This is a genomic window from Hydrogenophaga sp. 70-12 (assembly GCF_001897365.1).
Taxonomy (GTDB): domain Bacteria; phylum Pseudomonadota; class Gammaproteobacteria; order Burkholderiales; family Burkholderiaceae_C; genus Hydrogenophaga; species Hydrogenophaga borbori.
In genome coordinates, this window is the sequence record NZ_MKSS01000361.1 from 536 (window position 1) to 7,412 (window position 6,877).

Genomic DNA, 6,877 nt, shown 5'->3' on the forward strand with positions numbered 1-6,877 from the left:
GCCGATCGCCAGGCCCAGGCCCAGCAACAGGGAAGCCAGGAGTTTCTTCATTTGGATGGACTCGGTTGGGTTCAGGGAATGGCTGGGTCAGATCGCCTCGTTGCCGGTCTCGCCGGTGCGGATGCGGACCACTTGCTCGAGGGGCGAGACGAAGATCTTTCCGTCGCCGATCTTTCCGGTGCGCGCGGCGCCTTCGATGGCCTCGATGACGCGCTCGACCAGGTCGTCCGCGACGGCCGCTTCGATCTTGACCTTGGGCAGGAAGTCGACCACGTACTCCGCGCCGCGGTAGAGCTCGGTGTGCCCCTTCTGCCGGCCGAAGCCCTTGACCTCGGTGACGGTGATGCCCTGCACGCCCACGCCGGAGAGCGCCTCGCGCACCTCGTCCAGCTTGAACGGCTTGATGACGGCTGAAACCATTTTCACGACGATCCCTCCAGGGGTTGGTTGATCTGGTGTCTGCCTTAGCAGCTTGTGTGCCAACCCGGAGCGCCCGGGTGCCGGCCCTCCAGGGCGGTCGGCACCAGGATGAGGCCCCGCCCGCGCCGCGGCACGCCAGGGGGGCTTCGGCGCACCACCACGGTGCCCGATGCGCCGAATCGGGGACGGGCCGGCGCCCGACACCCCCACCGGTGTCGTGCCAGCGGCGCCCGCAGAATCGGCCGCCCCGTGGCCGCCGCCGGCGGCCGCGCACCTGAACAGGGAGAACACCCATGGCGCTGGCGCATGTGCACAGCCGCGCGCTGCAGGGGCTGGCCGCCCGGCCCGTGAGCGTGGAAGTCCACCTGGCCAACGGCCTGCCCAGCTTCACGCTGGTGGGCCTGGCCGACACCGAAGTGAAGGAAGCGCGCGAGCGGGTGCGCGCGGCCATCGCCAACAGCGGCCTGGAGTTTCCGCACAGCCAGCGCATCACCGTGAACCTGGCGCCGGCCGACCTGCCCAAGGACTCGGGGCGCTTCGACCTGCCGATCGCGCTGGGCATCCTGGCCGCCAGCGGGCAGATCGAGGCCGAACCCCTGGCGCGCGGCGTGTACGCGGGCGAGCTGTCCCTGGGCGGCGAGTTGCGCCCGGTGCGCGGCGCGCTGGCCATGGCGCTGGCCCTCGCGCAGGACGCGGCGCCCCGCACCCTGGTGCTGCCGCCAGGCAGCGCCGAAGAGGCCGCCCTGGTGCCCGGCGCCCACGTGGTGCGCGCGCGCCACCTGATCGACGTGGTGGCGCGCCTGCGGCGCGAGCAGCCGGCCACGCAGGACGATGCGGGCTGGGCGCGGCTGGAGCCGCGCGACAGCGTCCCGGCGCCACCCGGGGGACCCGACCTTGCCGACGTGAAAGGCCAGGTGGCGGCGCGCCGCGCGCTGGAGATCGCGGCCGCCGGCGGCCACAGCCTGCTGCTGGTGGGGCCGCCGGGCGCCGGCAAGTCCATGCTGGCGCAGCGCCTGGGCGGGCTGCTGCCGCCCATGGCCACCGACGAGGCCCTGCAGGCCGCGGCCGTGGCCTCGTTGGCCGGGCGCTTCGATCCCGCGCGCTGGGGCGAGCGGCCTTTCTGCGCGCCGCACCACAGCGCCTCCGCCGTGGCGCTGGTGGGCGGGGGCTCGCCACCGCGGCCGGGCGAAATCTCGCTCGCCCACCAGGGCGTGCTGTTCCTCGACGAGCTGCCCGAGTTCGCGCGCCACGCGCTGGAGGCGCTGCGCGAGCCGCTGGAGACCGGCCGCATCCGCGTCTCGCGCGCGGCGCAGCAGGCCGAATTCCCCGCGCGCTTCCAACTGGTGGCCGCCATGAACCCCTGCCCCTGCGGCTACCGCGGCCACCCGGTGCGCGCCTGCCGCTGCACGCCAGAGCAGGTGCAGCGCTACCAGGGCCGGCTCAGCGGTCCGCTGCTCGACCGCATCGACCTGCAGGTGGAGGTGCCCGCGCTGCCCGGCGAGCAGCTGCTGCAGGGACCGCCGGGCGAGGGCAGCGCCGCGGTGCGCGAGCGCGTGGTGGCCGCGCACACGCTGGCGCTGCGGCGCCAGGGCCAGCCCAACCGCGCGCTGGCGGGCGGCGCGCTCGAGGAGCACGCGCGCGCCGAGCCGGCGGCGCTGAAGTTCCTGCACGCGGCGGCCGTGCGCCTGGCCTGGAGCGGGCGCGGCACGCACCGGGCGCTGCGCGTGGCCCGCACCATCGCCGATCTGGCCGGGCACGAGCGCGTGGGCGCCGCCGACGTGGCGGAGGCGGTGCAGTACCGGCGCGTGCTGGGGGCGTTCGCATGAAGCGCGTCGGGGGGTTTTCCGGCCCCGTCACGGGAGGGCAGCGGCGCATCGACACCACGCCCGCCTCACCACAGGCGCTGCTGAACGCGGTGCACGCCTGCATCGGCCACAGCGGCTGCCACACGGCCTACACGGAGCTCCAGCTGCAGGACTGCAACAGCACCGCGGACCTGGTGGAGGTGTTCTTCGACGCGCAAGCCCACGCCAGCCCCGACTGCGCGGGCCAGTACAGCCTGCTGGTGTTCCTGGGCAAGCTGCCCCCTCAGACACGCCCCGCGTTCGCCCCGTTGCTGCTGGCGGCCCTGCCCGCGTCATGCAGAAACGACACACTCGCCGACCACTTGCACCTGCTGCTCGAACACCTGCCCACCCGCGCCGACTGCCCCGCCGAGGTGAGGCCCCACCTGGACCGCTGTGTGAAGCGGTTCCTGGATCGATTCGATCGCTGCTTCGACGCCTACGAACGGCGCCCGGGGGCCAGGGAGGCGCTCAGCGCGATCAAGCGGCACGTCGAGCAACACCTGGCGCCGGCGAACCCCGCGCGCACCGGCCATGTCGATGCGACCCCGCCCGCGCGGCCCGACCCCCAGCACGTCGTCGGCGCGGCCCGGCACATCATGAGCTGCAAGCCCATTCCCCTGAGCGCCAGGCTGTGGACCGCCTTGTCTCACCTGTCCCGCGGCAGCCAAGGCATCGCACCGCTGCGACGGTGGCTGGCGACCTTCTCGACCACGCAGGACAGGGACGCGCTGCTGAGCTGGCTCTGGGGCATCCACCCCGGGGCCGCGCTGGGTCTGCGGCGCCTGTTGGTGCAGGCGTGCGGCCCTCTGGCGCCCAGCGTCCCAGCCACCGCGCCCGACGTCATCTCCGCGCCGCTGATGCACGCCACCGGCGCCGCCCGCTACCTGCTGGCCCTGGCCGGCGCCCATCCATCGGCCCTGTCGTGCGCCGACCCCCTGCTGGACCCGCCGACGGTGAGCCGGGCCCTGAGCGCCTTCGCGACCTGCGGGTCCGAACGGGAAGTCGTGGCCTTCCTTCGAAGCAGCACGCCGCGCCAGCTGCTGGGCGTGCTGGCGTGCCTGGGCCGGCTCTACCCGCCCGCGGCCAAGGCCTTCGCCTTTGTCGCGGCCAAGGCCATCCTCGGCGCGCGCACCCGGGCGGTGGCCCCGGGCTTGAAGGCCATTGTGGTGGCCCACTGGCCGGCGGCCGCGCGGTGGAACTGGGGCGCCCCCAGCGACACGCCGGAGAACACCCCCTACACCGAACAGGACCTGGCCGACCTCGCCCGGGACCTTCAGGCCATGGCCCTGCCCGAGCCGGTGTTCCACGCCCTCAAGCGGCTGGCCGGGTGTTCCTTGGGCCTCCATGAAACGGCCAGCCTCACGGCCATCCACGACATGCCCGACCCGATCCTGGGAGGCGTGCTCGACGCCTTGTCGCTGAGCGGGGACGGCGAGGCCGTCCGGCGCCTGGCCGCCCTGGCGCTGCTGGCGCGAAACCGGCCGCCAGAGGTCATGGACTGGCTGCGCGGTCTCGCCGGGGATGGCACCGGCTGACCCCCGGCGCGCCGGGCCATGCCGGGACCCGCGCGAGCGGGGACGCGGTGGCCCGCGCGCCGGAACTCAGAGGTTGGGCGCCAGCCAGCGCTGCAGGTCCGCGCGCGCCACGGCGCTGCGCTGTGCCAGGTCGTCCAGCTGGTCCTCGCCGATCTTGCCGACGTTGAAGTAGGTGCTCTGCGGGTGGCTCAGGTAGAAGCCGCTCACGCTGGCCGCTGGCGACATGGCCAGGCTTTCGGTCAGGCCCATGCCGATCTCCTCGGCCTGCAGCAGCTGAAACAGGCCGCGCTTGACGGTGTGGTCCGGGCAGGCCGGGTAGCCCGGCGCGGGGCGGATGCCCTGGTACTTTTCCTTGATGAGCTCCTCGTTGCTCAGCGCCTCGTTCGGCGCGTAGCCCCACAGGTCGGTGCGCACGCGGTGGTGCATCTGCTCGGCCAGGGCCTCGGCCAGGCGGTCGGCCAGGGCCTTGAACATGATGGCCGAGTAGTCGTCGAGGTCGTCGAGGAACTGCTTCTCTTTCTTCTCCACGCCCAGGCCCGCCGTCACCGCGAACAGGCCCACGTAGTCCGGGGCCACGCCCTGGGGCGCCACGAAGTCGGCCAGGCAGCGGCTGGGGCGCATCACGCCGTCGATCTCCTGCTTCTCGGTCTGCTGGCGCAGGCCGTGCCACACCAGCACCGGGCGCTCACGCGACTCGTCGGCGTAGAGCGCGATGTCGTCGTCGTTCACGCAGTTGGCCGGGTACAGGCCGATGACCGCGCTGGCCGTGAGCCAGCGGCCGTCGATGATGCGCTGGAGCATGCGCTTGCCGTCGCTGAACACGCGGCGCGCCTCCTCGCCCACCACCTCGTCCTTCAGGATCTCGGGGAAGGGGCCGGCCAGGTCCCAGGTCTGGAAGAAGGGACCCCAGTCGATGTACCTGGCGAGCTCGGCCAGGTCCACGTTCTTGAACACGCGCCGACCGATGAACTTGGGCACGGGCGGGGTGTAGCCGCCCCACTCGATGGGCGTGCGGTTGGCTCGCGCCTTGTCCAGCGGCCACAGCGGCACCTGCTTCTTGTTGGCGTGCTGGTGGCGCACGCGCTCGTAGTCGGCGTTGACCTCGGCGATGTAGGCCGTGGCCTGGTCCGACAGCAGGCCCTGGGCCACGCTCACGCTGCGCGAGGCATCGGGCACGTAGACCACCGGGCCCTCGTAGTGCGGCGCGATCTTCACCGCCGTGTGCACGCGGCTGGTGGTGGCGCCGCCGATCAGCAGCGGGATCTTCTTGATGCGGAAATGCTCGTCCTTCTGCATCTCGCTGGCCACGTACTGCATCTCTTCCAGGCTGGGCGTGATCAGGCCCGACAGGCCCACGATGTCCGCGCCCTCGACCTTGGCCTTGGCCAGGATCTCGTGACACGGGACCATCACGCCCATGTTCACCACCTCGAAGTTGTTGCACTGGAGCACGACGGTGACGATGTTCTTGCCGATGTCGTGCACGTCGCCCTTGACGGTGGCGATGACGATCTTGCCCTTGGAGCGCACGTCGCCGCCGGCGGCTTCCAGGCGCTTCTTCTCTTCCTCGATGTAGGGCAGCAGGTGGGCCACGGCCTGTTTCATCACGCGCGCGCTCTTGACCACCTGGGGCAGGAACATCTTGCCCTGGCCGAACAGATCGCCCACGACGTTCATGCCGTCCATGAGCGGGCCTTCGATCACGTTCAGCGGGCGCCCGCCGCCGGCCTCGATCTCGCGCCACATGGCCTCGGTGTCTTCGGTGATGAAGTCGTTGATGCCGCGCACCAGCGCGTGCGACAGGCGCTCGCGCAGCGGCAGTTCGCGCCAGGCGTTCTTCTGCGAATCGTCCTTGGCCGCGCCCTTGGCGCTCTCGGCGATGTCGAGCAGGCGCTCGGCGGCGTCCGGGCGGCGGTTCAGCACCACGTCCTCCACGCGCTCGCGCAGCGTGGGTTCCAGTTCGTCGTACACGCCGACCATGCCGGCGTTGACGATGCCCATGTCCATGCCGGCCTGAATGGCGTGGTACAGGAAGACGGTGTGGATGGCCTCGCGCACCGGGTCGTTGCCGCGGAAGCTGAAGCTCACGTTGGACACGCCGCCCGAGACCTTGGCGCCCGGCAGGTGCTGCTTGATCCAGCGCGTGGCGTTGATGAAGTCCACCGCGTAGTTGTTGTGTTCCTCGATGCCGGTGGCGATGGCGAAGATGTTGGGGTCGAAGACGATGTCCTCGGGCGGAAAGCCCACCTCGTCCACCAGGATGCGGTAGGCGCGCTCGCAGATCTGGATCTTGCGTTCGTAGGTGTCGGCCTGGCCGGTCTCGTCGAAGGCCATCACCACGGTCGCCGCACCGTAGCGCTTGATGAGGCGGGCCTGGCGCTTGAACTCCTCCACGCCCTCCTTCATGCTGATGGAGTTGACGACGCCCTTGCCCTGCAGGCAGCGCAGGCCGGCCTCGATGACGCTCCACTTGGAGCTGTCCACCATCACCGGCACGCGCGCGATGTCGGGCTCGCCGGCCATGAGGTTGAGGAAGCGCACCATGGCGGCCTCGCTGTCCAGCATGGCCTCGTCCATGTTGACGTCGACGATCTGCGCGCCGTTCTCCACCTGCTGGCGCGCCACGGCCAGCGCGTCCTCGAAGCGGCCTTCGAGAATCATGCGCGCGAAGGCCTTGGAGCCGGTGACGTTGGTGCGCTCGCCGACGTTGACGAACAGGCTGCCCGCGCCGATGGCGAGCGGCTCCAGGCCCGACAGCAGCATCGGGCGAACGGCGGGGGAAATGGGGGCGGAGGAGGTCTCGGAGGACATGCGGCTCACCAGGGTTGTTTGCGAAAAAACCGAGCTGGTGAGCGTCGTTGGGGCCGGTCCAGCCCACTCAAGCCTGACGGCCCCGACCCGGGAGGCCCTGGGCTGGCCGCTGCAACGCTCCTTGAGAGAGCCGGGATTTTAGCGACAGGCCTCAAACCCTTCGTCCGTTCGGCCTGAACAGCCATTTGGCTGGCGCCCTGGGGCTTCCGGGCGTTACTGAGCACGCGTTCAGGCCCCCACCCCCTCCGTTTCTCTCCATTGCCG

Annotated in this window: 4 protein-coding genes and 1 riboswitch; of the genes, 2 read left to right on the top strand and 2 right to left on the bottom strand. The window is 71.4% G+C overall.

Going from position 1 to position 6,877, the window contains the following annotated elements:
* Positions 1-87: 87 nt before the first annotated feature.
* Positions 88-426: a P-II family nitrogen regulator gene (locus BGO22_RS18530; protein ID WP_070400158.1), complete on the bottom strand. Its 339-nt coding sequence runs from the start codon at positions 424-426 to the stop codon at positions 88-90.
* 287 nt (positions 427-713) lie between these two features.
* On the opposite strand from BGO22_RS18530, the gene BGO22_RS18535 reads away from it, so the two are divergent.
* Both BGO22_RS18535 and BGO22_RS18540 read left to right on the top strand, forming a co-directional pair.
* The gene (locus BGO22_RS18535; protein WP_286852153.1) at positions 714-2,246 is read left to right on the top strand and encodes a YifB family Mg chelatase-like AAA ATPase; all 1,533 of its coding nucleotides are present in this window, start codon (positions 714-716) and stop codon (positions 2,244-2,246) included.
* Positions 2,243-3,802 (top strand): hypothetical protein, encoded by a 1,560-nt coding sequence (locus BGO22_RS18540; RefSeq protein ID WP_286852155.1) that lies wholly within the window; start codon positions 2,243-2,245, stop codon positions 3,800-3,802. The genes BGO22_RS18535 and BGO22_RS18540 overlap by 4 nt, the downstream gene beginning before the upstream one ends.
* A gap of 66 nt (positions 3,803-3,868) precedes the next feature.
* Here BGO22_RS18540 and metH read toward each other — a convergent pair whose 3' ends face one another.
* Positions 3,869-6,613, bottom strand: coding sequence for a methionine synthase (gene metH, locus BGO22_RS18545; RefSeq protein ID WP_286852158.1), 2,745 nt, complete (start codon positions 6,611-6,613; stop codon positions 3,869-3,871).
* Positions 6,614-6,645: 32 nt separating this feature from the next.
* Positions 6,646-6,742, bottom strand: a riboswitch (S-adenosyl-L-homocysteine riboswitch).
* Between the last annotated feature and the right edge of the window lie 135 nt (positions 6,743-6,877).